We start from the raw sequence: 22,603 nt of genomic DNA on the forward strand, positions 1-22,603 counted from the left end.
GACTGAATGCACCGTGAACCGCAATCGCGCACAACCACTGTCCTGAAACCTCGCCATAAAACTCGATACTACCCGCCACCCAAAAACACAAAAGCCCCGGATCTCGGGGCTTTCAGCGCTTCAAAGCGTTTTTTTGTTCCAAGCTGTTAAAACCTGGCATGCCCCCTGCAATAACCCTTTCAAGTGAATCAGTTCACCTACCCGGTTTCGGGGACCTTGGTACAGGCAGGCCGGGGATTCCCCTCTTTACATCGGGCTCACACCGCACCCGCGACGAGCCCAGCCGTTTTGGGGCCCTTGATACAGGCAGGTCAGGGGTTCCTTCTTTACACCAGGCTCACACCGCACTCGCGACGAGCCTCCCGTTTCGGGAACCTTGGTACAGGCAGGCCGGGGATTCCCTCTTTTATTGCTCCCGGAGATGGATCTCCAGCCGCCAGCGGTCATCAACCTCGCTACCGACCCATTCGCCCCGCAGGGGCCGGGCCGCTACCAGTGTCAGCAACAACCCCCCATCGCTCAAACGTACCCGCCAGTTCACGTCCTTGCCGCCGAGCTTGAGCTGACCTTTCTGCGTCTTGCCCTCGGCGCCAAACAGCAGCGCGACACTGCCGTCCACAATTTCGCCGTGGGTCTTGGGTTCATTGTTGAACCACACCACCAGCCCGTCGTTCGTCACTTCCACCTGCTGCAGCTGACTGGGGTCTGGCGTGGTCAGGCGACCGATCATCATCCCGACCATCACCCCGACAATCGCCAGCGAGCCCATTACCCGCAGGAATAGTTTCGAACGCACGCCTTCTGGCGGCGTAGAATGCGCGTCATCTTTGCCTTCGGAGCCGTGCATGTTTCACGTCATCCTTTTCCAACCAGAAATTCCGCCGAATACCGGCAACGTTATCAGGCTGTGCGCCAACAGTGGCTGCCACCTGCATTTGATCGAACCGCTGGGCTTCGAGATGGACGACAAGCGCCTGCGCCGGGCCGGCCTCGATTACCACGAGTATGCCACCCTGCAACGCCACGCGGACCTTGCCAGCTGCCTGGAGAGCCTCGGCCATCCACGACTGTTCGCCTTCACCACCAAGGGTTCGCGGCCGTTCCATGATGCCAGCTTCGCCCCGGGCGACGCATTCCTGTTCGGCCCGGAAAGCCGTGGCTTGCCCGCCGAAGTGCTGGATGCCCTGCCCGGCGAGCAACGCCTGCGCCTGCCGATGCGCGAGGGCTGCCGCAGCCTGAATCTGTCCAATACCGTGGCGGTGGCCGTTTACGAAGCCTGGCGCCAGAACGACTTCAAATAACATCCAAAAAAATGTGGGAGCGAGCTTGCTCGCGATGGCGGTGCATCAGTCAACACGGATGTTGAAGCTGGTGACCTCATCGCGAGCAAGCTCGCTCCCACAGTATTGATACGCTTTTACTGAACGGTCGGAGTCTCGCCAGCAGCCTGCATGCGTTGCAGCTCTTGCGCGTACAGCGCATCGAAGTTCACCGGAGCCAGCATCAGTGCCGGGAACGAACCGCGGGTCACCAGGCTATCCAGGGTTTCGCGAGCGTACGGGAACAGGATGTTCGGGCAGAACGCACCCAGGGTGTGGCTCATCGAAGCGTCATCCAGGTTCTTGATCAGGAAGATCCCGGCCTGTTGCACTTCAGCGATGAACGCCACTTCGTCACCGTTTTTCACGGTAACCGACAGGGTCAGCACGACTTCGTGGAAGTCGGCTTCCAGCGTCTTCTGACGGGTGTTCAGATCCAGAGCGACGCTCGGCTCCCACTGCTGGCGGAAGATCGCCGGGCTTTTCGGAGCTTCGAAGGACAGGTCACGCACATAAATGCGCTGCAAGGAGAATTGCGGTGCAGTTTCTTCTTCGTTCGCAGCAGTGTTCTGTTGGTCAGTCATCGCAGATCCTTCTTGATCCAGGGTTCTTTTAGGTTTGCTTGTTTGGGGTATTGCCGTCAGGCCCTGAGCAGCGCGTCGAGCTTGCCGGCACGCTCCAGGGCGAACAGATCATCACAACCGCCCACGTGGGTGCTGCCGATCCAGATTTGCGGCACGGACGTACGCCCGGCCTTCTGGGCCATCGCAGCGCGCACCTGCGGCTTGCCATCGACCTTGATCTCTTCGAAGGCCACACCTTTGTTCTCGAGCAGGTACTTGGCTCGCGAGCAGTAAGGGCAGTAATCGCTGGAATAGACGACGACGCTACTCATATCACTTCACCAGCGGCAGATTGTCGGCTTTCCAGCTGGAGATACCGCCGGACAGCTTGGCGGCGGTGAAGCCGGACTTCATCAATTCGCGGGCGTGGGTGCCGGCGGTCTGGCCCATGGCGTCGACCAGGATGATGGTCTTGGCCTTGTGCTTTTCCAGCTCACCTACACGTGCGGTCAGTTTGTCCTGAGGGATGTTCAGCGCGCCGACAATGTGACCGGCGGCGAAATCCTTGGTCGGACGAATGTCGATCACTACGCCTGCGTCCTTGTTGACCAGCCCGGTCAGTTCGCCGGTGCTCAGGCTACGGCCACCGCCCTGCATTTGATAGGCAATCAGCAACGCCAGCAGTACGACGAAAATACCGACGAGAATGTAGTGGTTAGTGGCAAATTGAATCAGGTTAGCAACCATCGAAGGAGGTTCCAGGGCGTTAAAATGTCGGCCAGTATACACAGCCACTATGGTGGGCCAAACCCCGTCCGGCGGTGACGCGGCCGGAACTTCGCTTTAAACTGCCACTCCCTTTTCCATTGCTCCTTTTTATCTCAGCCACGAGTGGATTCCATGACTACCACGCCTAAACCTTTGGTCCTGATGATTCTCGACGGCTTCGGTCACAGTGACAGCCCTGAATCCAACGCTATCTTCGCCGCGAAGAAGCCCGTACTGGACCGCCTGTGGGCCACCGTGCCGAACGGCCTGATCTCGGGCAGCGGCATGGACGTCGGCCTGCCGGACGGCCAGATGGGCAACTCCGAAGTCGGCCACATGAACCTGGGCGCCGGTCGCGTGGTGTATCAGGACTTCACTCGCGTCACCAAATCGATCCGCGACGGCGAGTTCTTCGAGAATCCGACCATCTGCGCTGCCGTGGACAAAGCGGTCGCCGCCGGCAAAGCCGTGCACTTCATGGGCCTGCTGTCCGATGGCGGCGTACACAGCCACCAGGATCACCTGGTTGCCATGGCCGAACTGGCCTTCAAGCGCGGCGCTCAAAACATCTACCTGCACGCTTTCCTCGACGGCCGCGATACTCCGCCGAAAAGCGCGCAGTCGTCGATCGAACTGCTCGACGCGACCTTCCAGGCCCTGGGCAAAGGCCGGATCGCCAGCATCATCGGCCGCTACTACGCCATGGACCGCGACAACCGTTGGGACCGCGTGTCCCAGGCCTACAACCTGATTGTCGATGGCCAGGGCGAATTCAACGCCGCCACCGCCCAGGAAGGCCTGCAGGCGGCATACGAACGTGGCGAGAGCGACGAATTCGTCAAGGCCACCTCCATCGGTGAGCCGGTAAAAGTCGAAGACGGTGATGCCGTGGTGTTCATGAACTTCCGCGCCGACCGTGCCCGCGAGCTGACCCGCGTGTTCGTCGAAGACGACTTCAGTGAGTTCGAGCGCGCCCGCCAGCCGAAACTGGCCGGTTTCGTCATGCTGACCCAATACGCCGCCAGCATTCCTGCGCCGTCGGCTTTCGCGGCCGGCAGCCTGGAAAACGTACTGGGCGATTACCTGGCGAAAAACGGCAAGACCCAACTGCGCATCGCCGAAACCGAAAAATATGCCCACGTGACCTTCTTCTTCTCCGGCGGCCGCGAAGAACCGTTCCCGGGCGAAGAACGCATCCTGATTCCGTCGCCAAAAGTCGCCACCTATGACTTGCAGCCGGAAATGAGTGCACCGGAAGTCACCGACCGCATCGTCGACGCCATCGAAAACCAGCGTTACGACGTGATCGTGGTCAACTACGCCAACGGCGACATGGTTGGCCACAGCGGCGTGTTCGAAGCGGCGGTCAAGGCCGTTGAATGCCTGGACCTGTGCGTGGGTCGCATCGTCGATGCCCTGGAAAAAGTCGGCGGCGAAGCCTTGATCACAGCTGACCATGGCAACGTCGAGCAAATGTCCGATGAAACCACCGGCCAGGCGCACACTGCGCACACCACCGAGCCGGTACCGTTCATCTATGTCGGCAAGCGCGACCTGAAGGTGCGCGAAGGCGGCGTGCTGGCGGACGTGGCGCCGACCATGCTGAAGTTGCTGGGCCTTGAGCAGCCCAAGGAAATGACCGGGACTTCGATTCTGGTGTAACCGGGATATCCCGAACACTGAAAAACCCTGTGGGAGCGAGCTTGCTCGCGATAGCAATCTGACAGCCAACATCTATGTTGAATGATCGGACGCCATCGCGAGCAAGCTCGCTCCCACAATGGTTTATGGAGTTTTCGAAATGGAATTCAGTCTGTCGCTCGCTCCAGTCATCACACAGTCAGAAATGGGCATTTTTTTTGCTGCCCATGGCGGGCATACTAGGCCGTCCCTTTCCCTGGTGCCGCCCGCCCCTATGCTTCGCGTCCTGATAGCCCTAGCTCTGACATGCCTGCTCCAACCGGCCTTTGCTGACGAGCGCGCAGATACCCAACAACAGTTGGACGCCACGCGTCAGGACATTGCCGAGCTGAAGAAGCTGCTGGGCAAGCTCCAGGAAGAAAAGTCCGGTGTGCAGAAAGAGCTCAAGGGCACCGAAACCGAAATGGGCAAGCTCGAGAAGCAGGTCGAAGCCCTGCAAAAAGAGCTGAAGAAAAGCGAAGCCGAGCTGCAGCGACTCGATGCAGAGAAAAAAAAACTCCAGAGCGCGCGCATTGAACAGCAACGACTGATCGCCATTCAGGCCCGGGCGGCCTACCAGAACGGTCGCCAGGAGTACCTCAAGCTGCTGCTCAACCAGCAGAATCCTGAAAGATTTGCCCGTACCCTTACCTATTACGATTACCTGAGCCAGGCTCGCCTGGAGCAGTTGAAGAATTTCAACGAAACCCTTCGCCAGCTGTCCAATGTCGAGAAAGACATCGCCATGCAACAGGCGCAACTGCTGGTGCAGCAAAGCAGCCTCGACACCCAGCGTGATGAGCTCGAGAAAGTCCGCAAGGAGCGCCAGCAAGTCCTGGCCAAGCTCAATGACGACGTAAAGGCCCGCGATCAGAAACTGGCGGCGCGCGAGCAGGATCAGGCAGACCTGTCTAAAGTCCTTAAAACCATTGAAGAAACTCTGGCACGCCAGGCCCGTGAGGCAGAAGAAGCGCGACAAAAAGCGCTGATTGCCCAGCAGGAAGCCGAAAAAAAGCGTTTACGTGAGGCCCAGGCGCAGGCAGATGCCAGCGACGATGCCCCACGCAAACCGGTCAGATCGACACCTGGCGCACTGGTTTCCAGTTCCGGCGAAACCTTTGGCGGTCCGTTTGCGTCAACCCGCGGCAAACTTCCCTGGCCTGTCGATGGTCGACTGCTCGCGCGCTACGGTGAAAGCCGAGGCGACGATGCCCGGACCAAGTGGGATGGCGTGATGATCGGCGCGTCTGCCGGCAGTGCGGTGCGTGCCGTACACGGTGGTCGCGTGGTGTTCGCCGACTGGTTGCGCGGCGCCGGGCTGCTGGTGATCCTCGACCACGGCAATGGTTATTTGAGTCTGTACGGTCACAACCAGACGCTGCTCAAGTCTGCCGGTGACGTTGTAAAAGCCGGTGAGCCTATTTCCACTGTCGGTAGCAGTGGCGGGCAGGACACACCAGCGCTGTATTTCGCAATTCGTCAGCAGGGTCACCCGAGTGACCCTGCGCAATGGTGCCACGCGCAAGGATAGGCGTAGAGTCACCTACATTAGGAGTTCGTTCGACATGCTGCATTTGTCCCGCCTTACCTCGCTGGCCCTGACGATCGCCCTGGTGATCGGCGCGCCTCTGGCGTTTGCCGCTCAACCAGCGCCGGTGGTTGCGCCTGCGGGCACTGCCGCGACCACCAAGGCGCCGCTGCCGCTGGATGAGTTGCGCACCTTTGCCGAGGTGATGGACCGGATCAAGGCCGCTTATGTCGAACCGGTGGACGACAAGACCCTGCTGGAAAACGCCATCAAGGGCATGCTCAGCAACCTCGATCCGCATTCCGCCTACCTGGGCCCTGAAGATTTCGCCGAGCTGCAGGAAAGCACCAGCGGTGAATTCGGTGGCCTGGGCATTGAAGTCGGCGCCGAAGACGGCTTCATCAAGGTGGTGTCGCCGATTGACGACACTCCGGCCTCCAAGGCCGGTATTCAGGCCGGCGACTTCATCGTCAAGATCGACGGCCAGCCGACTCGCGGCCAGAGCATGACCGAAGCCGTGGACAAGATGCGCGGCAAGATCGGCCAGAAAATCACCCTGACTCTGGTGCGCGATGGCGGCACGCCGTTCGACGTGACCCTGACCCGCGCCGTCATCCAGGTCAAGAGCGTGAAGAGCCAGCTGCTGGAGTCGGGCTACGGCTACATCCGCATCACCCAGTTCCAGGTCAAGACCGGTGAAGAGGTTTCCAAAGCCCTGGCCAAGCTGCGCAAAGACAACGGCAAGAAGCTCAAGGGCATCATTCTCGACCTGCGCAACAACCCGGGCGGGGTGTTGCAGGCGGCGGTGGAAGTGGTCGACCACTTCATCACCAAGGGTCTGATCGTTTACACCAAGGGCCGTATCGCCAACTCCGAGCTGCGTTTCTCTGCCACCGGCAAGGACGAAAGCGAAGCCGTGCCAATGGTCGTGTTGATCAACGGCGGCAGCGCCTCGGCTTCGGAAATTGTCGCCGGCGCCCTGCAGGACCAGAAACGCGCCGTGCTGATGGGCACCACCAGTTTCGGCAAGGGCTCGGTGCAAACCGTGCTGCCGCTGAACAATGAACGCGCATTGAAGATCACCACAGCGTTGTATTACACGCCGAACGGCCGCTCCATCCAGGCCCAGGGCATCGTCCCGGACATCGAAGTGCGCAAGGCCAAGATCACCAGCGAGCAGGACAGCGATTACTTCAAGGAAGCGGACTTGCAGGGTCACCTGGGCAACGGCAACGGCGGTGTCGACAAACCGACCGGTTCCAGCGGCAAAGCCAAGCCGATGCCGCAGGACGATGATTACCAACTGGCCCAGGCCCTGAGCCTGCTCAAAGGGCTGAGCATCACGTCCGGCCGTTGAGATGTTTCTGCGGTTGCTGATCGGTCTGCTGTGTTGTCTGGCGGGTGTTGTTCATGCAGAACCCGCCGGATCGACGTCCCACAAAGCCTACCTGAGCCTGATCATCGATGACCTGGGGCAGAACCTGCCCCGGGATCGCCGCGTGCTGGCCCTGCCCGGCCCGGTGACTGCGGCGATCATGCCCGATACACCCCACGCCACCGAATTCGCCCGCGAAGCCCATCGCGCCGGCAAGATCGTCATTCTGCACATGCCCATGGATCCGGCCACCGGACCGTTCGCCTGGCATCCCGAGCTGCCCGTCGATGAGCTGGAAAAACGCCTGAACGCCGCGTTCAAAATGGTCCCGTACACCAGCGGCATCAACAACCACATGGGCAGCCGCATGACCGCACAACCAACGGCCATGGCCTGGCTGATGGCGGCCTTGCAGCGACGGCACAAGTTCTTTGTCGACAGCCGCACCAGCGCGCTGACCGTAGCCGCTGCCCAAGCGCAGAAGATCGGTTTGGCGAGCGTTTCACGGGATGTATTTCTCGACGATGAGCGTACCGAAGCAGCGATTTTGACCCAGTTGCAGACCGCGATCAGCCTCGCGCACAAGCAGGGTTCGGCGGTGATGATCGGGCATCCGTATCCACAGACGCTGGCGGTACTGGAACGCGAACTACCCAAGCTCAAGGCTCAGGGGATCGAGTGGATTGATATCCGGCAGATGATCAGCGTGCGCGGAAACCGGGCGACGGCGGCGCATGGCAAGGATGGGGTGTACCGCTGAGTCTGCGGCACCACAAAACTACTGTGGGAGCGAGCTTGCTCGCGATGGCGCCATCAAATTCAACATCTCTATCGACTGGCAGACCGTCATCGCGAGCAAGCTCGCTCCCACAGTGGTCCGGGCATGGCTAACGGGTTGGTATTGAATCCTACAGATACTGCGCCATTATCTCGTCCACCCGACCTTCCTTGCGCATCTGATCCAGCGCCGCCTGGAGCTTGGCAACCGTCTCGTCCGGCACGTCCTTGTTCAGTGCCAGGTACAGTTCGGCACTGTTGAAACGCAACACGGTTTTCAACCCGTTAACCCCTTCCTGGCGCGCCAGATAGCGCCCGGCCGGGTCACCAGTGGCCCACAGGTCGATCTGCCCGTTGACCAGTTTTTTCGCGTTGTCCTGGTCGCGCAGTACAACAATCGGATTGAGTCCCTGCTTGGCCAGCGTCTCGGCAATGGCGTCGCCCTTGTAGGCGCCGATCTTGTATTTGCGCGCGTCATTCAAGGTTTCGAGGGTGATCTTGCTGTCAGCCTTGGCCAGCATGATCCAGTCGTCCGGGCCAATCGGGCCGACCCATTTGAAGAGTTTTTCGCGATCGGGCAGGCGCGCCATGACGAATACGCCGTAACCGGGTTTTTCCAGGGTGAGTTTGTAGATTCGCTCCCAAGGGAAACGCAGCGTCAGGCTGTAGGTAATGTCGGCGCGCTTGAATATCTCGCGGACGATATCGGTGGCGATGCCATCGATGTTCTCGTCCTGAGCGAAGTTCTTGCCGTTCTTCGCCATGTTGTACGGCGGGAAGTTTTCCGTCAGCAACACCAAGTCGGTATCGGGACTGTCTTTAGCGTTTGCTCCATTGATCAACAACAGAGAAGCGCTGGCAAGGACGAGAAGAAAGCGTTTAAGCATGTCTGGCTACCGAAATCCATGGCGTACCCAAGAGTGCCTTGGGTACGCCATGGTGTCCACTGGCCTGTACCGGTTTGTTTAACGCATCACGATTCCGCGATGGGCCATATAGGCCTTGGCTTCCTGCACGGTGTATTCGCCGAAGTGGAAAATACTCGCCGCCAGTACCGCGCTGGCGTGGCCTTCGATAATGCCGTCGGCCAGGTGTTGCAGGTTACCGACACCGCCGGAGGCGATCACCGGAATGCCCAGTGCATCACTGATGGCGCGGGTGACGCCCAGGTCAAAGCCGTTTTTCATGCCGTCCTGATCCATGCTGGTCAGCAGGATTTCGCCGGCACCCAGGCCTTCCATTTTCTTCGCCCACTCAACGGCGTCGAGACCGGTTGGTTTGCGACCGCCATGGGTGAAGATTTCCCAGCGCGGGGTTTCGCCCGGTCCGGAAACCTTCTTCGCGTCGATAGCCACCACGATGCATTGCGAACCGAAATGCTGCGCGGCTTCGCCGACAAATTCCGGGTTGAACACTGCGGCGGTGTTTATCGAGACCTTGTCCGCGCCGGCATTGAGCAGGTTGCGGATGTCCTGCACGGTGCGCACGCCGCCGCCCACGGTCAGCGGGATGAACACCTGGCTGGCCATGCGCTCGACGGTGTGCAGCGTGGTGTCGCGGCCATCGACGCTGGCGGTGATGTCGAGAAAGGTAATCTCGTCGGCGCCCTGCTCGTCGTAGCGACGAGCAATTTCCACCGGGTCACCGGCGTCGCGGATGTTTTCGAATTTCACACCCTTGACCACCCGGCCGTTGTCCACGTCCAGGCAAGGGATGATGCGTTTGGCCAGCGCCATGATCAGTCCTCAGCCTTTGTATGAATCGCAGAAAGCTTGCGCTTCAGCGACATCGAGGGTGCCTTCGTAGATCGCACGGCCTGTGATCGCACCGATGATGCCTGGCGCCTTGGCGTCGAGCAGGGTCTTGATGTCACCCAGGTTGTGGATGCCGCCGGAAGCGATCACCGGGATCTTTGTTGCAGCAGCCAGTGCCGCGGTGAACGGTACGTTGCAGCCCTGCATCATGCCGTCTTTGGCGATGTCGGTATAAACGATCGAAGACACGCCGTCGGCTTCAAACTGCTTGGCCAGGTCGATCACCTGGATGGTGCTGATTTCAGCCCAGCCGTCAGTGGCGACAAAACCGTCTTTGGCATCCAGACCCACGATGATTTTGCCCGGGAACGCGCGGCAGGCTTCTGCAACAAAGGCCGGATCTTTCACGGCCTTGGTGCCAATGATCACGTAGCTAACGCCCGCTTTCACGTAGTGTTCGATGGTTTCCAGGGAGCGGATACCGCCGCCGATCTGGATCGGCAGGTTCGGATAACGCTTGGCGATGGCAGTGACCACTTCGCCGTTGACCGGCTGGCCTTCGAAGGCGCCGTTCAGGTCGACCAGATGCAGACGACGGCAACCGCCCTCCACCCACTTGGCAGCCATGCTCACCGGGTCATCGGAGAACACTGTGGAATCTTCCATGCGGCCCTGGCGCAGACGAACACAGGCACCGTCTTTAAGATCGATAGCGGGAATAATCAGCATCTGGCAAACCTTCAAATTCGAATGTTCAGCTTGGCTCGGAAATCAGTTTTTCTCGAGCGCCCACAGGTCGCTTTCGATGCTTTCGAACCTCTCTTTGAGGTGCGCCTGCACATCGAAAATCGCCCTGTTGTAATAGTGCGGAGCAATTTCACGGGTAAACAGCTCAAGAATCTCCGCCGCCTCGAACGAGCCGAGGTCGAGTTCGAAGCGGTCTTCCATGAAACGCTTGATCTTGCTGGTGGCCTCGCTCTCCTGTTCGGGAGTGAGGGTCAGAATCGGCGGCTTCTTCTTGACGGCCATTTACCAGCGACCGTCCCACGCAGCGAAGTTCTGCAGCAACTGCAGGCCATGGGTATGGCTTTTCTCCGGGTGGAACTGCACGGCGAAACGCGAGCCTTCGGCCAGCGCTGCGGCGAAATCGACACCGTAGTGACCGCCACCCACCACCTGCCGCGCGTTGGCGGCAGCGATGTAGTAGCTGTGCACGAAGTAGAACCGCGCCAGGTCCGGAATGTCGTGCCACAGCGGGTGACTGACCTTCTGCTTCACTTCGTTCCAGCCCATGTGCGGGACTTTCAGGTGTTCCCCGTCTTCATGCAGGTCTTTGCCGAAGAACTTGACCGCGCCCGGGAACAGGCCGATGCAGTCGACACCATCGTTCTCTTCGCTGGTGTCGAGCAAGGCTTGCATGCCCACGCAGATGCCAAGGAACGGCCGGTCCTGGCTGACTTCACGCACCAGCGAATCGAAGCCGAGGCGACGGATCTCCGCCATGCAATCGCGAATCGCGCCGACGCCGGGGAAAACCACCCGGTCGGCTTCGCGAATCACGTTGGCATCACTGGTGATCAGCACCTTGCCGGCACCGACGTGCTCGAGGGCCTTGGCCACCGAGTGCAGGTTGCCCATGCCGTAATCGATAACCGCGACTGTCTGCATTACAGGACGCCCTTGGTCGATGGCATTTGCCCGGCCATGCGGTCATCGAGCTCGACGGCCATGCGCAGAGCGCGGCCGAAAGCCTTGAACACGGTTTCGATCTGGTGGTGGGTGTTGGTGCCACGCAGGTTGTCGATGTGCAGGCTGACCAATGCATGGTTGACGAAGCCCTGGAAGAATTCCTGGAACAGGTCAACGTCGAAGCCGCCGACGGTGGCGCGGGTGTACGGAACATGCATCTGCAGGCCTGGACGGCCGGAGAAGTCGATCACAACCCGCGACAGCGCTTCATCGAGCGGCACGTAGGCGTGGCCGTAGCGACGGATGCCTTTTTTGTCGCCGATGGCTTTGGCAAACGCCTGGCCGAGGGTGATACCGACGTCTTCCACCGTGTGGTGGTCATCGATATGCAGGTCGCCCTTGCTGACAATATCCAGGTCGATCAGCCCGTGACGGGCGATCTGGTCCAGCATGTGCTCAAGAAAAGGAACACCGATATCGAATCGGGCCTTTCCGGTGCCATCGAGGTTGATCGAGGCTTTGATCTGGGTTTCCAGAGTGTCGCGCTCGACAGACGCCTTACGTTCGGCCATCACCAGCTCCGCAAAATCATTGGGCGAAAAAGGCAGCCATTATAGGCGTGCGGGGCCGAAACAGAAACACGAGAGGTGATATCCCTGACGGAGTGAATTCGGGGGTGCCGGCGATGTACATGTCCATACAAGCCATTTGGCACACCACAAAACAAAATGTGGGAGCGAGCTTGCTCGCGATAGGGCCATCACATTCAACATTTTTGCTGACTGTCAGACCGCTATCGCGAGCAAGCTCGCTCCCACAGGTTTCGGGTTGAAACTGGTGTTAGTGAAACAGCACCGCCGTCTTCTGCAAGGTCACCCAGACACCCCACGCCAGCGGAATGCCCACCACCAGCCACGCCGCAACCGCCAGCGGCTTGGTGCCCGGCGCGGCTTTCCACTCCAGCACGGTGCTGCTGTCGGCGCCTTTGTCATGGCCCAGCGCCTGTTCGGCGGCCAGTTCGGCGTCAGTCATGAAGTACTTGTCCGCCACCGGACGCACCAGCAGGTTGCACAGGAAACCCAGCACCAGCAGGCCGGCGAGGATGTACAGGGTGATGTCGTAAGCCGCCGCACGCTCGACGCCGATGCTCAGTTGATATTCACGCAGATAGTTCACCAGCACCGGACCGAGCACACCGGCAGCAGCCCACGCCGTCAGCAGACGACCGTGAATCGCACCGACCATTTGCGTACCGAACAGGTCCGCCAGATACGCCGGAACAGTCGCGAAGCCACCGCCATACATCGACAGGATGATGCAGAACGCCGCCACGAACAGCGCGATGCTGCCCAGGTGACCCAGGTTCGGAATCAGTCCGTACAGGGCAAAGCCCAGGGCGAAGAACACGAAGTAAGTGTTTTTGCGGCCCAGGTAATCCGAGAACGAAGCCCAGAAGAAGCGCCCACCGATGTTGAACAGGCTGAGCAAACCGGTGAAGCCGGCAGCGATGGCGGCGATCGAAGCCAGTTGCGAAGCGTCGAGTTGGCCGAACGCCAGGTCATTGCCCAGCAACTTGCCAGCGAACACTTCCTGCAACAGCGGCGACGCCATGCCGAGGATGCCGATTCCAGCCGATACGTTCAGACACAGCACCAGCCACACCAGACGGAACTGCGGCGTCTTCCAGGCCACATTCACGTGAACATGACGATGAGTGATCATCGCGTTCGAGGCTTTTTTCGCCGGGGCCGTCCAGCCTTCCGGCTTCCAGCCGGTTGGCGGAACGCGGTAGGACAGTGCGCCACCGATCATGAACACGAAGTAGATCGCGGCCATCACCAGGAAGCTCTGCCAGACGCCGACGCTGGTTGGCGAGGCGAAATGCCCCATCAGAGCCGCCGCCAGCGGGGCGCCGACCATTGCGCCGCCGCCGAAGCCCATGATCGCCATGCCGGTCGCCATTCCGCGCTTGTCCGGGAACCATTTGATCAGGGTCGACACCGGCGAAATGTAGCCCAGGCCCAGGCCGATACCGCCAATGACCCCGGAGCCGATCCACATCAGCCAGATCTGGTGGGTATACACCCCCAGCGCCGAAATCAGCAGGCCGCCACACCAGCACAGTGCCGATACGACACCGGCCTTGCGCGGTCCGGCATGCTCCAGCCAGCCACCCCAGATGGCGGCCGAGCAACCCAGGAAGATGAAGAACAGGGTGTAGATCCAGCCGAGCATCGAGATCGGCCAGTCACACTGGGACGAAAAGACTTGTGCGATAAAACTCATGTCCGGTGCGCAGGCCACTGGAGCGGAGATGCCCAGCGCCTTGGACAGCGGCAACCAGAACACCGAAAAACCGTAGGCCATGCCGATGCACAAGTGGATGGCCAACGCGGCCGGTGGCACCAGCCAACGGTTGAAACCGGGCTTGGCGATGATCCGCTCCTTGGACAGGAACGCAGGCTGGTCGGCGCTGAAGCCGTCCGCCGTGATGCTCGTGGTCATTGTGTATCCCCCAATTATTTGTATGGTTCGCCAGCCACAGCTCACTCCCGGCCTTTATGCACGCAGGCATGACCGTTTTTTGTAGAGCACCTTGTTGTGCGACAACAGGTCGCAGAAGGACGGACGAACGGGCAAAGGTTACCATTTGCAAGTGACAGAAAAACCAAACTGACATCACCTTTTGTACGTCATCTGATCTCTATCGCTTCATGACCTCACAGGAATCACCATGCCGATCATTGTCGAGCCGCTGAACCAAGCCACTGCCCAGGATCGACAGGATCTGCAGAAGATCTACTGCGACGCCCCGGACTGGCTGTTCGCCCCTTTTTCCGGGGCCGCGCAGTTGATCGAAGACTGTTTGCGCGACGGCACACTGATCGCCGGACGCTTCAACGATCGCCTGCTGGGCGCGGCCCGGTTGCAAAGGCACCAAGACGCCTGGCACTTGTCCCAAATATGTGTTCGAAAAATTACCCGTCGCCGTGGTGTTGCCGAGCGACTGGTTGCCGAAGCCCAGAAAATGGCCGCGCAATCGGGCATGCCCCTGCGCCTGCTGGCGCCTGCCGGGCATCTGGAGGCTCAGGCGCTGGCCGCCAAGCTGAAACTGCCACTGGATGTGCTGCCGGCGTGATCACTGACCGGTCGCCTGTTCGGGGGCGCTATACTCCTCGGCTAAATTTTGAATTCGACTAATTACAAGGACTCGCCCATGAAAGCGTTCGGCAAAATCCTGGGTCTGGTACTTCTCGGGCTGTTGCTGATCATTGTGGCGCTGGGCTTTGCCCTGACCCACCTCTTCGATCCCAACGACTACAAAGACGAGATCCGCCAGATTGCCCGCGACAAGGCCCACATCGAGCTGACGCTCAATGGCGATATCGGCTGGAGCCTGTTCCCGTGGCTGGGCCTGGAACTGCACGACGCCAGCGTCGCGACCATGGTCAAACCGACCGAACCGTTTGCCGACTTGCAGATGCTAGGCCTGTCGGTACGCGTACTGCCGCTGCTGCGCCGTGAAGTGCAGATGAGCGACGTACGTGTCGAGGGCCTGAACCTGCGCCTGAACCGTGACAAGGACGGCCACGGCAATTGGGAAGACGTCGGCAAGCTGCCGGCACCGGCCAACACCGGCGCGACCAGCACCCCGCCAGCCGCTGGCGAACCGGCGCCCGAAGCCAGCGTCGCGGCGGAAAAACCGCCTCAGCCGATCCGCCTGGACATCGACAGCCTGACCGTGAACAACGCACGGGTCGAGTACACCGACGAACGAACCGGCAAGAGCTTCAGCGCCGAAAGTATTCAGTTGAGCACCGGTGCGGTTCACGACTCCGTCAACATTCCGCTCAAGCTCACGGCTTTCCTGTCCGCCAACCAGCCGGCACTGCGGGTTCGAACCGAGCTCAATGGTGAGGTGCGTATCGCACGCGCGCTGCAGCGCTATCAGCTCGAAGACATGAAATTGTCCGGTGAAGTGACCGGCGACCCGCTGCAAGGCAAGACCATGACGTTCTCCGCCCAGGGCCAGCTGGTGCTGGACAAGGCCGCCAATGTCGCCGAGTGGACCGGCATCAAGATCTCCGCCAACCAGCTGCGGGCACTGGGTGAACTGAAAGTCAACGACCTCGACAAGACTCCACAAGTCAGTGGCGGCATCTCGATCGCCCAGTTCGACTTGGCGAAATTCGTCGATAGCATCGGCCAGAAACTCCCCGCCATGGCCGAAGGCAGCCTGAGCAAGGTCGAACTGGTCAGCCGTTTGGCAGCAACACCCACCAGCCTGGCGCTCGACAACATCAACCTGAAAGTCGACGACAGCACCTTCAGCGGCCGCATTGCCGTCGAAGATTTCGCCAAGCAATCGCTGCGCGCAGCACTCAAGGCCGACACCTTCAACGTCGACCGCTACCTGCCGCCGAAATCCGCCGAGGCCAATAGCGCGACACAAGTGCGCCAGGCCGAAGTCGCCAGCACCGAAGCCGATGCCATGGCCGGCGCCGGCAGCACTCCGTTGCCACCCGCGCCGACCAAGGACGCCTGGAGCAGCGACCGCCTGTTGCCCGTGGAACGCTTGAGCAAGCTCGATGTGGACGCCGACCTGACCTTCGGCCAGTTGACCCTGCAAAAATTGCCGATTCATAACGCTGCGCTCAAGGCCATCGGTCAGGGCGGCCTGCTGACACTGGCCAACCTGCGCGGCGATCTGTACGAGGGCAACTTCGAAACCACCGGCACGCTCGATGTGCGCCAGCCAGTGCCGGCGCTGAAACTGCAGACGAAGATCAGCCGGGTACCGGCGGAAAAAATCCTCGAAAGCCAAGGCAAGAACCCGCCCGTCAAAGGCCTGGTCACGCTCAACAGCAGCCTGACCGGCAGCGGCAACAGCCAGAAAGCGTTGATCGATACCCTCAACGGCAATGCCAGTTTCGTCATCAACAATGGCGTGCTGCTCAACGCCAACCTTGAGCAACAGCTGTGCAAAGGCATCGCCACGCTCAACCGCAAAACCCTCAGCGGCGAGCCCCGGGGCAAGGACACACCGTTCCAGGAGCTCAAGGGCAACCTGACCTTGCGTAACGGCGTGGCCAGCAACCCGGACCTGAAAGTGCGCATCCCGGGCATGACCGTCAACGGTGACGGTGACATCGATCTGCGAGTGTTGGGCATGGACTACCGCGTCGGCATCATCGTCGAAGGCGATACCAGCGCCATGCCGGACCCTGCTTGCCAGGTGGGCGACAAGTTTGTCGGCATCGAGTGGCCGCTGCGCTGCCGCGGCCCGCTGGAGCTGGGCGCCAAGGCTTGCCGTTTGGATAACGACCGCATGGGCCAGGTCGCGGCCAAACAGGCTGGCGACAGGATCAGCGAAAAAATCGAGGAGAAATGGGGCGACAAAGTCGACCCGAAACTGAAAGACGCGCTCAAGGAAATGTTCAAGCGATGAGAGCCGAGCAGTTTTCAACGGCGGTGCTGGACTGGTTCGACCGCCACGGCCGTCACGATTTGCCCTGGCAGCAGGACATCAACCCGTATCGGGTGTGGGTCTCGGAAATCATGTTGCAGCAGACCCAGGTCAGCACCGTGCTGAACTACTTCGACCGCTTCATGGCCTCGTTGCCGACGGTCCAGGCGCTGGCGTGCGCGCCGGAAGACGAAGTGCTGCACCTGTGGACGGGCCTTGGTTACTACACCCGCGCGCGCAATTTGCAGAAGACCGCGAAGATCGTCGTCGAGCAGTACGGCGGCGAATTTCCCCGGGACGTGGAAAAACTCACTGATCTGCCGGGGATCGGCCTGTCCACCGCCGGCGCCATTGCCAGCATCAGCATGGGCCTGCGCGCGCCGATCCTCGATGGCAACGTCAAACGGGTGCTGGCGCGATTTACCGCGCAAGAGGGCTACCCCGGCGAGCCGAAGGTCGCCAAACAGCTCTGGGCCAACGCTGAGCGCTTTACGCCGCAGACCCGCGTCAACGCCTACACCCAAGCGATGATGGACCTGGGGGCGACGCTCTGTACCCGCAGCAAACCGAGTTGCCTGCTGTGCCCGCTGGAAAAGGGCTGCGAGGCGCACATGCTCGGCCTGGAAACCCGCTACCCGATCCCCAAGCCGCGCAAAGCCATCCCGCAGAAGCGCACGCTGATGCCGATGCTCGCCAACGCCGAAGGCGCGATCCTGCTTTACCGTCGCCCGTCCACGGGCCTGTGGGGCGGTTTGTGGAGCCTGCCGGAACTCGACGACCTCGATGACCTGCCGCACCTGGCATCGCAGCACTCGCTGGAACTGGGCACACAACAGGCATTGCCAAGCCTGGTGCACACCTTCAGCCATTTTCAGTTATCCATCGAACCCTGGCTGGTTCAGGTCCAGGAGAGCGGCCATCACGTGGCCGAGGCTGACTGGCTCTGGTATAACCTCGCCACCCCGCCGCGCCTGGGCCTTGCCGCCCCGGTCAAAACATTGCTCGAACGCGCGGCCGCCGTATTGAACGCAGGAGAGTCGTCATGACCCGCACCATCATGTGCCGCAAGTACAAAGAAGAATTGCCTGCCCTGGAGCGCGCACCGTTCCCGGGCGCCAAAGGCCAGGACATTTTTGACCACGTCTCGGCCAAGGCCTGGGCAGATTGGCAAAAGCACCAGACCCTGCTGATCAACGAAAAACGCCTGAACATGATGAACGCCGAAGATCGCAAATATCTTCAGGGCGAGATGGACAAGTACTTCTCCGGCGAGGATTACGCCAAGGCCGAAGGCTACGTGCCGCCGTCGGAATAACCCCGATTTATCGGGGGTCGGAACGTAAGCGACGGTAATAATTAAAATTTTTTTGAAAACTTGCTTGACGACCCCCTGAAAAACCCGTTTAATGCGCCCCGTTGCCCAGATAGCTCAGTCGGTAGAGCAGGGGATTGAAAATCCCCGTGTCGGCGGTTCGATTCCGTCTCTGGGCACCACTAATTAATTTCAGGTGGTGCCAAAACCACCCGAAAGCCCACAAGAAGCCCGCCTAGTGCGGGCTTTTTGTTGTCTATGGTTGCCCAAACTGACCTAGGCAGCCCGAAGTTTTGGGGGCAGAGTTGGGGGCATGACCGGTTCGGTCATCTCGCATGCCCCCAAAATGGTGCTCCATGGCCCTGAAAGTCACGCCCCTGAGCGATTCCGCTCTCAAAGCAGCCAAGCCCAAAGAGAAGCCTTACAAGCTTGCCGACGGCGAAGGCCTGTATCTCGAAATCATGCCTACCGGCTCAAAGCTCTGGCGCCTCAAATATCGTCATCTTGGCAAAGAAAACCGATTGGCATTTGGCTCATACCCGGAAGTGACATTGGTGCAAGCTCGCAAAAAGCGATCTGAGGCACGACAGCTGATTTCAGAGGGCAAAGACCCATCGCATGAACGAAAATCCACCAGGCGAGCACAGAAGGTGGATGGACTGACATTTGAAACGCTTGCGCGGGAGTGGTTTGCCTATAACGCACCCCGCTGGGCAGAAAGCACCACCTACAAGGCGAAGCTCTACCTAGAGAATGATTTGATCCCCGGTATCGGTTCTCGAACGCTGAAAAGCATCACCCGGCCCGATCTGGTGGAGCTGGTGCGCAGGGTCGAGGCGAGAGGGACCTTGAACGCCGCCGGAAAGATCCGCCAGTGGCTGCACCAGATATTCCGCTATGGGTTGGCCAAGGGTGTCGTGGAGTCGAACCCCGCCACCGATCTGGACGTGGTGGCCGCTCCCACGAAAGCGCCCCGCCACCATCCTCACGTCGCCATGTCCGAGTTGCCCGAACTGCTGACCAAGTGCGACAGCGCCAACATTAATTTGCTGACCCGCTGCGCCATTCGCCTACTGGTGCTTACCGCAGTTCGACCTGGGGAGTTGCGAACTGCGCCTTGGGCAGAGTTCGACTTGGACGCTGCGACCTGGACAATCCCCAAGGAGCGTATGAAGGCCCGCCGCTCGCACTCCGTCCCCCTACCAAAACAGGCCGTTGAGATCCTGCGCCTGCTTCAACCGATCACAGGCAAATATCCGCTTGTGTTTGCCGGTCAACAAAACCCCGACCGCCCCATGAGCGAGAACACAATCAACAAAGCACTGCGCGTAATGGGTTACGAGAGTCGTCAGACCGGCCACGGGTTCCGCCATCTACTGTCCACTGAGCTCAACGGACGCGGGTACAACAAGGACTGGATCGAACGCCAACTGGCTCACGGTGACTCCGACGGCATTCGCGATACCTACAACCACGCCAACTATCTGGAGCAGCGCCGGGCAATGATGCAAGACTGGGCTGACTCAATCGATGCGCTATGCGCCGGGGCGGATGTGGTTTCAATTCGGAGAGCGCAATGACTAGCAATCCAGCCCCCATAGTCACTGCAGATTTAGAAGTTGACCAATTAACTTCCACATGGAAAAAATTCTTCCCAAAATTCAACTCTGCAATTGAATCCCTATCAAAAGCACTTAACTCCGGCGAAGCTCCAACTTTTGGAGACCTAAACACTCTAGCAAGAACTCTAATTACAGAAGAAGAAAACAGTTCAAACAACGACTTTATTGGCATGGCTTTTCAGAGCTTAGAAGATGCATCGGAAGGTGACGAAGTAATTTCAGAAAATATACGCAAAAGCTTAATCCCGCTATTTCTGGCATTACTTAGATCACAGAGTTGCTCAGCATCCATATCAATAAAATCTGAGCGACTACGAATAAAACCATTGCTAGATGCAAACAATGAAAAATCGGTCGTCATCAAAAGGGCAAAAATTATCGCAAACGACAAGTGGGCTGCCGACACTAACAAAGAGATAAGAACAAGCGAGATGGCGAATCGCGTTTGGAGCCAGCTTGTGGACGAAGGCTTTTCACAATACCTCCCGCAAAACGTAGAGCGTGTGAAAGTGTGGATCCGGAGTGTTGCACCTGAGCACGCACGCGCAAAAGGTCGCACGAAAAAGCGTTCTGCGTAACGGATAACAGTATTTCCGCTACGGATAATCCATTGCCCGTAACATCTACTGAATTTTTTCAACCAGTCAGAACCGCCAGCATTGCCATCGTCGATTACCAATACCGCCCTAGGAGGCACAGACGATGGCAAACGCTACCAATACCCCCACACCCGCTCGGCGGTTTATCAAGCGTCAAGAAGTGGAATCGATTACTGGTCTGTCGTGCACGGAAATTTATCGTCGCATCGCTGCCGATACCTTCCCAAAGCAAGTCAGCCTCGGCCCCAAGTGTGTCGTCTGGATCGAAGCCGAGGTTCTGGCCTGGTGTGATGAGCGCATCGCCGAAAGTCGTGGGGAGGCCGCCTAAATGTCCGGCACAAAACAGGACAACCAGAACAAACTGCACCTTAATGAAAACAGCCTTTCGGCACAGCGGCGTTCGTTACTCGAATGGTTGCGAAACCGCGGCCCAATCGACACCCTTACTGCCCGCCGCGACCTCAATATTTTGATGCCTGCTTCACGCATCAAAGAACTGAAAAACCAAGGTTACATATTCCACACCCAGCGCATCACGATCACTGACGAGCACCGCCGCTCCCACAGCAATATCGCGCAGTACACCCTTATCGGCGAGCCGGCACGGAGGGTGGCAGCATGAGCGCAATTGCCCTGATCCAGTCCCAATGCGAGGCTCGTGCCGACAGTCGTGTGCTTGCTGAGCGGCTGGGCATTCAACACAAAAACACCATGGAGCTGATCGAGCGCTACGCCGGCAAGATTCAGCAATTTGGACTGCTTCCTTTTCAAACGGAGGCAGTGAAAACGCCAGGCGCTCGCGGTGCAAAACATCAGCGATATGCCCTGCTCAACGAGGATCAGGCGTACTTCCTGCTCGCCCTGTCACGGAACACCGAGCGCGTTGTAGAGCTGAAGTCGAGTCTGGTCATGGCGTTTCGCGAAGCACGTTATGGCATGGCCTGCCAAACGCTGGAGGCTCGCATACGGGAAGCAAGCCAGAGTGGTCGACGGCTGGCCCACTGGCGTTATGAAAAGCCTGGGGCTTACCAGCATGTCGCGCACTTGCGGGAGCAACTGCAGCTCACTTTCGGGCTGGAGGATGTGCGCCCATGATTACTGCACAAGCATTTCTTCCCCTTGCGATGCATTCCCGTAAGCGTTATGGTTTGTCCGTCGCTGCAAAATCAGTGACCGACCTTGGCGGGTCGATGAGCAAAAGGCGCAACAGCGCCCCCATTACGATTGCAGGCGCTTTTTTTGTGCCCGCATTCTCGTGTTATGGCGGGTTGCGCAGGAGCACCTTCGGGTGCGTCGGGTTCCTTTTGCCCCGATCCGCCAATCCTGTGCAACTCGCCACCCTTTCCTGCTTGGCGGCAGATAGCGGTGGCTCCTCAGCAAAAGGAGCTACACCCATGCAACGGATCCACGCCCTCAATCCGTCCAGCAACAGCCTGGCCATCGCCATCATCGGCGCCGAACTGATCGCCTATCGCGTCAACCGCTTGCCCGAGCAACGCGCCCACCTTCTTGGCCTGGTGCAGATGGCCGATACCCTCGGCGCACTCAGCAGCACCGACCGCGCCACGCTTGCCACGTCTCTGAGCGACGGGGTGACGCAATGAACAACCTCCGCCAAATCACCGACGACGCTCTCGACCTGATTGATGCCACCACCGATCACATCGGCTGGCTGACTGCCCTGATGACGGCCATTCGTGCCGACGCGCAATACAACAAGGGCCGTGACCTCGAAAAATTGACCGGCTTGGGCCAGTACCTGAGCAGCGATTGGGACCACTATCTGGACGGGCAATCCAAGCGCTTGCGCGGTCAGCTGGATGTGGTCGAGGTGTCGCTATGAATACCCTCAACTGCACGCCTGATTCACCGATAGTCAGCCTGAACAACGAACAGCGCCGCACGCTAATCGACCTCATTGAAGTCGAGCGCAATCACGCTTCCCACTGGTGGACGATGCTCAACGAAATGCGCTGCCGTGGTGAGTTGCCGCATTGGGTGAAAGAGCAAGAAGTCGGGTCTGCCGGGGATCATGACCGTTGGTTAGCGGATTGCTATTCCACCAACAAAACGTTGTTCGGGCGTGCCTCTGTGCGCGGTGAAACCAGCCAGCAGATGTTTCGCTGCCACTCTGATCTGAGGGGCTAACT

At 59.4% G+C, this 22,603-nt stretch carries 28 protein-coding genes and 1 tRNA gene; 18 read left to right on the forward strand and 11 right to left on the reverse strand.

Annotated elements, in window-relative coordinates; translation table 11 throughout:
* Positions 1-406 precede the first annotated feature (406 nt).
* Complete coding sequence (locus KW840_RS12355) at positions 407-847, reverse strand: hypothetical protein (protein WP_218495278.1); 441 nt, start codon at positions 845-847, stop codon at positions 407-409.
* Between KW840_RS12355 and trmL the strand changes: the two genes are divergently transcribed.
* Positions 846-1,301 (forward strand): tRNA (uridine(34)/cytosine(34)/5-carboxymethylaminomethyluridine(34)-2'-O)-methyltransferase TrmL, encoded by a 456-nt coding sequence (trmL, locus tag KW840_RS12360; RefSeq protein ID WP_090452600.1) that lies wholly within the window; start codon positions 846-848, stop codon positions 1,299-1,301. The genes KW840_RS12355 and trmL overlap by 2 nt on opposite strands.
* A gap of 116 nt (positions 1,302-1,417) precedes the next feature.
* Here trmL and secB read toward each other — a convergent pair whose 3' ends face one another.
* From secB to KW840_RS12375, 3 genes are read right to left on the reverse strand one after another with little or no spacing between them, the layout of a single operon-like run.
* Positions 1,418-1,903, reverse strand: coding sequence for a protein-export chaperone SecB (secB, locus tag KW840_RS12365; protein WP_057397192.1), 486 nt, complete (start codon positions 1,901-1,903; stop codon positions 1,418-1,420).
* Between the two features lie 56 nt (positions 1,904-1,959).
* Complete coding sequence (gene grxC / locus KW840_RS12370; protein WP_008047737.1) at positions 1,960-2,214, reverse strand: glutaredoxin 3; 255 nt, start codon at positions 2,212-2,214, stop codon at positions 1,960-1,962.
* A gap of 1 nt (position 2,215) precedes the next feature.
* Entirely contained in the window at positions 2,216-2,629 is a 414-nt protein-coding gene (locus KW840_RS12375; RefSeq protein ID WP_008047735.1) for a rhodanese-like domain-containing protein, read from the reverse strand.
* A 153-nt stretch (positions 2,630-2,782) separates the two neighbouring features.
* On the opposite strand from KW840_RS12375, the gene gpmI reads away from it, so the two are divergent.
* The 4 genes from gpmI (at position 2,783) to KW840_RS12395 (ending at position 7,993) form a co-directional block, all read left to right on the forward strand.
* Positions 2,783-4,312, forward strand: a complete 1,530-nt coding sequence (gene gpmI, locus KW840_RS12380; RefSeq protein ID WP_090452598.1) for a 2,3-bisphosphoglycerate-independent phosphoglycerate mutase — start codon at positions 2,783-2,785, stop codon at positions 4,310-4,312.
* A 253-nt stretch (positions 4,313-4,565) separates the two neighbouring features.
* A complete protein-coding gene (locus KW840_RS12385; RefSeq protein ID WP_057712408.1) occupies positions 4,566-5,861 on the forward strand; it encodes a murein hydrolase activator EnvC in 1,296 nt (431 codons plus the stop codon).
* Between the two features lie 34 nt (positions 5,862-5,895).
* Positions 5,896-7,215, forward strand: a complete 1,320-nt coding sequence (locus KW840_RS12390) for a S41 family peptidase (protein ID WP_057712409.1) — start codon at positions 5,896-5,898, stop codon at positions 7,213-7,215.
* Position 7,216: 1 nt separating this feature from the next.
* Entirely contained in the window at positions 7,217-7,993 is a 777-nt protein-coding gene (locus KW840_RS12395; protein ID WP_218495279.1) for a divergent polysaccharide deacetylase family protein, read from the forward strand.
* Positions 7,994-8,141: 148 nt separating this feature from the next.
* On the opposite strand, the gene KW840_RS12400 is transcribed toward KW840_RS12395, so the two are convergent.
* From KW840_RS12400 to KW840_RS12430, 7 genes are all read right to left on the reverse strand, one after another.
* On the reverse strand, positions 8,142-8,897 hold the full coding sequence (locus KW840_RS12400) for an ABC transporter substrate-binding protein (RefSeq protein WP_090452595.1): 756 nt from the start codon (positions 8,895-8,897) through the stop codon (positions 8,142-8,144).
* Between the two features lie 78 nt (positions 8,898-8,975).
* Positions 8,976-9,746 (reverse strand): imidazole glycerol phosphate synthase subunit HisF, encoded by a 771-nt coding sequence (gene hisF, locus KW840_RS12405; protein WP_007972752.1) that lies wholly within the window; start codon positions 9,744-9,746, stop codon positions 8,976-8,978.
* A gap of 9 nt (positions 9,747-9,755) precedes the next feature.
* Positions 9,756-10,493: a 1-(5-phosphoribosyl)-5-[(5-phosphoribosylamino)methylideneamino]imidazole-4-carboxamide isomerase gene (hisA, locus tag KW840_RS12410; protein WP_027617356.1), complete on the reverse strand. Its 738-nt coding sequence runs from the start codon at positions 10,491-10,493 to the stop codon at positions 9,756-9,758.
* A 42-nt stretch (positions 10,494-10,535) separates the two neighbouring features.
* Positions 10,536-10,793 (reverse strand): DUF2164 domain-containing protein, encoded by a 258-nt coding sequence (locus KW840_RS12415; RefSeq protein WP_150812003.1) that lies wholly within the window; start codon positions 10,791-10,793, stop codon positions 10,536-10,538.
* Entirely contained in the window at positions 10,794-11,432 is a 639-nt protein-coding gene (gene hisH / locus KW840_RS12420) for an imidazole glycerol phosphate synthase subunit HisH (protein WP_057712412.1), read from the reverse strand.
* Positions 11,432-12,025: an imidazoleglycerol-phosphate dehydratase HisB gene (hisB, locus tag KW840_RS12425; RefSeq protein WP_003218037.1), complete on the reverse strand. Its 594-nt coding sequence runs from the start codon at positions 12,023-12,025 to the stop codon at positions 11,432-11,434. Before hisB ends, hisH begins: the two co-directional genes overlap by 1 nt.
* 268 nt (positions 12,026-12,293) lie before the next feature.
* Positions 12,294-13,958, reverse strand: a complete 1,665-nt coding sequence (locus KW840_RS12430) for an OFA family MFS transporter (protein WP_154861220.1) — start codon at positions 13,956-13,958, stop codon at positions 12,294-12,296.
* A 229-nt stretch (positions 13,959-14,187) separates the two neighbouring features.
* Between KW840_RS12430 and KW840_RS12435 the strand changes: the two genes are divergently transcribed.
* From KW840_RS12435 to KW840_RS12495, 13 genes are all read left to right on the forward strand, one after another.
* A complete protein-coding gene (locus tag KW840_RS12435) occupies positions 14,188-14,592 on the forward strand; it encodes an acetyl-CoA sensor PanZ family protein (RefSeq protein WP_057712414.1) in 405 nt (134 codons plus the stop codon).
* Positions 14,593-14,670: 78 nt separating this feature from the next.
* Complete coding sequence (locus tag KW840_RS12440; RefSeq protein ID WP_218495280.1) at positions 14,671-16,902, forward strand: AsmA family protein; 2,232 nt, start codon at positions 14,671-14,673, stop codon at positions 16,900-16,902.
* A complete protein-coding gene (mutY, locus tag KW840_RS12445) occupies positions 16,899-17,966 on the forward strand; it encodes an A/G-specific adenine glycosylase (protein ID WP_057712416.1) in 1,068 nt (355 codons plus the stop codon). Before KW840_RS12440 ends, mutY begins: the two co-directional genes overlap by 4 nt.
* Positions 17,963-18,235 carry an oxidative damage protection protein gene (locus KW840_RS12450; RefSeq protein WP_057397205.1) on the forward strand — a complete coding sequence of 91 codons (273 nt, stop codon included), beginning with the start codon at positions 17,963-17,965 and terminating at the stop codon, positions 18,233-18,235. Before mutY ends, KW840_RS12450 begins: the two co-directional genes overlap by 4 nt.
* 103 nt (positions 18,236-18,338) lie before the next feature.
* A tRNA-Phe gene (locus KW840_RS12455) sits at positions 18,339-18,414 on the forward strand.
* Positions 18,415-18,588: 174 nt separating this feature from the next.
* Complete coding sequence (locus KW840_RS12460; RefSeq protein ID WP_218495281.1) at positions 18,589-19,812, forward strand: integrase arm-type DNA-binding domain-containing protein; 1,224 nt, start codon at positions 18,589-18,591, stop codon at positions 19,810-19,812.
* A complete protein-coding gene (locus KW840_RS12465; protein ID WP_218495282.1) occupies positions 19,809-20,432 on the forward strand; it encodes a hypothetical protein in 624 nt (207 codons plus the stop codon). Before KW840_RS12460 ends, KW840_RS12465 begins: the two co-directional genes overlap by 4 nt.
* A gap of 124 nt (positions 20,433-20,556) precedes the next feature.
* Positions 20,557-20,781, forward strand: a complete 225-nt coding sequence (locus KW840_RS12470) for an AlpA family transcriptional regulator (RefSeq protein ID WP_218495283.1) — start codon at positions 20,557-20,559, stop codon at positions 20,779-20,781.
* Positions 20,782-21,075: a helix-turn-helix domain-containing protein gene (locus tag KW840_RS12475; protein WP_218495284.1), complete on the forward strand. Its 294-nt coding sequence runs from the start codon at positions 20,782-20,784 to the stop codon at positions 21,073-21,075.
* Positions 21,072-21,548, forward strand: coding sequence for a Rha family transcriptional regulator (locus tag KW840_RS12480; RefSeq protein ID WP_218495285.1), 477 nt, complete (start codon positions 21,072-21,074; stop codon positions 21,546-21,548). Before KW840_RS12475 ends, KW840_RS12480 begins: the two co-directional genes overlap by 4 nt.
* Before the next feature lie 299 nt (positions 21,549-21,847).
* The gene (locus KW840_RS12485) at positions 21,848-22,057 is read left to right on the forward strand and encodes a hypothetical protein (protein WP_218495286.1); all 210 of its coding nucleotides are present in this window, start codon (positions 21,848-21,850) and stop codon (positions 22,055-22,057) included.
* On the forward strand, positions 22,054-22,296 hold the full coding sequence (locus KW840_RS12490) for a hypothetical protein (RefSeq protein ID WP_218495287.1): 243 nt from the start codon (positions 22,054-22,056) through the stop codon (positions 22,294-22,296). Before KW840_RS12485 ends, KW840_RS12490 begins: the two co-directional genes overlap by 4 nt.
* Complete coding sequence (locus tag KW840_RS12495) at positions 22,293-22,601, forward strand: hypothetical protein (protein WP_218495288.1); 309 nt, start codon at positions 22,293-22,295, stop codon at positions 22,599-22,601. The genes KW840_RS12490 and KW840_RS12495 overlap by 4 nt, the downstream gene beginning before the upstream one ends.
* Positions 22,602-22,603 lie beyond the last annotated feature (2 nt).

It is taken from the genome of Pseudomonas sp. PDM30, from assembly GCF_019218985.1.
In the GTDB taxonomy this organism is placed as follows: Bacteria; Pseudomonadota; Gammaproteobacteria; order Pseudomonadales; family Pseudomonadaceae; genus Aquipseudomonas; species Aquipseudomonas jessenii.